The sequence below is a fragment of the Cupriavidus sp. WS genome (assembly GCF_000395345.1).
In the GTDB taxonomy this organism is placed as follows: Bacteria; Pseudomonadota; Gammaproteobacteria; order Burkholderiales; family Burkholderiaceae; genus Cupriavidus; species Cupriavidus basilensis_B.
Window position 1 is genome coordinate 1 of sequence record NZ_AQPL01000639.1, and the last position, 1591, is coordinate 1591.

At 57.3% G+C, this 1591-nt stretch carries 2 protein-coding genes; both read left to right on the forward strand.

Annotated features, from left to right (window positions below):
* The first annotated feature begins 66 nt into the window (after positions 1-66).
* Positions 67-1154 (forward strand): IS3 family transposase gene (locus tag K206_RS0136050; RefSeq protein WP_155888419.1). Its coding sequence is split into 2 segments (ribosomal slippage): positions 67-316 and positions 316-1154, totalling 1089 coding nucleotides; the frame shifts between segments, so codons are not numbered across the junction.
* Positions 1155-1260: 106 nt separating this feature from the next.
* On the forward strand, positions 1261-1591 hold a 331-nt coding region (locus K206_RS42370; RefSeq protein ID WP_155888420.1), incomplete at its 3' end, for a 2Fe-2S iron-sulfur cluster binding domain-containing protein.

Genomic DNA, 1591 nt, shown 5'->3' on the forward strand with positions numbered 1-1591 from the left:
GGTAATGCCCCCCGCAAACCGGCGCTGGGAGAAGTAGAATTTTCTCGTTAAGAGGGAGTTCTGCAGATGAAGAAGTCGAGATTCACAGACAGCCAGATATTGGAGGCGCTCAAGCGCGCGGAGGCTGGGCTTGCGGTGCCGGAGCTATGCCGGGAACTGGGCATCAGTTCGGCAACGTTCTACAAATGGCGCTCGAAGTACGGCGGGATGGACGCGTCGATGATGTCGCGCATGAAGGAGCTCGAGGCGGAGAATGCCCGGCTGCGCAAGATGTACATCGAGGAGAAGCTCAAGGCTGAGATTGCCTCGGAGGCGCTGCAAAAAAAGTTCTGAAGCCATCTCGCCGGCGCGAGATGGCAAAGCAGGTTGTGCAACAGCGCCGCGTGTCAATTCGTGTGGCGTGCACAGTGTTCGGCATCAGCGAGTCGTGCTACCGATACGAGGCGAAATTGAACACGGAGAACGAAGAGATTGCAGACTGGCTGATGCGTATCACGGGCTGTCATCGCAACTGGGGCTTTCTGCTGTGCTATTACTACTTGCGTAACGTGAAGGGATTCGGGTGGAACCACAAGCGCATCTACCGGATTTATCGGGAGCTGGAGCTGAACCTGCGCATCAAGCCGAAGAAACGCTTGGTGCGCGAAACGCCGCAGCCGCTGTCGGTGCCGCATGCCATCAACGAAGTGTGGTCAATGGACTTCATGCATGACCAGCTCGTTGACGGGCGCAGCATCCGGACGCTGAACGTGATTGATGATTTCAACCGCGAGGCGCTGGGCATTGAGGTGGATTTCTCGCTGCCGTCCGAGCGGGTGATTCGCACGCTGGAGCAGCACATGGAATGGCGTGGCAAGCCGAAGGTAATTCGTTGTGACAACGGCCCAGAATACCTGAGCACAGCCATCGTGACTTGGACGCAGAAGCTAGGTATACGGCTGGAATACATTGAGCCGGGCAAGCCGCAACAGAACGCGTACATCGAACGGTTCAATCGGACCGCGCGATACGAATGGCTCTCGCAATATCTGTGGGAAGACCTGGAGCAGGTTCGGCAGGCAGCGGCCGACTGGATGTGGACTTACAATCACGAGCGCCCAAATATGGCATTGGGCGGCTTTACCCCGAAGCAGCGGCTGGCCATGGCCGCTTAGTTTCTACTTCTCGCGGCCGTGGAAAATGGGGGCATTACCTATAGCAATATGCCGCTCGACGCGCCAGAATCGCAGCCATTCGGAGACAATTGAAAAAAGAGCTTGCATGGAACTGGTAGTAGAACCCCTCAATTTGCGTTTGAACGCTGAGATTGGAAGCACCCTGCTTGACGTGCTCAGGTCCAACGAGGTCCCCATCTCTTATAGCTGCATGTCGGGCCGCTGCGGCACTTGCCGCTGCCGTGTGGTTGCCGGTCAACTTCGCGATAACGGGCCCGAGGCCGGGCACCCGCAGGCAGGAAAGGGGGCCTATGTCCTGGCCTGTCAGGCGATTCTGACCGAAGACTGCACGATCGAGATTCCTGAATCTGACGAGATCGTGGTTCACCCGGCACGCATCATCAAGGGGACGGTCAGGACGTGTCAGGAATTTTGTG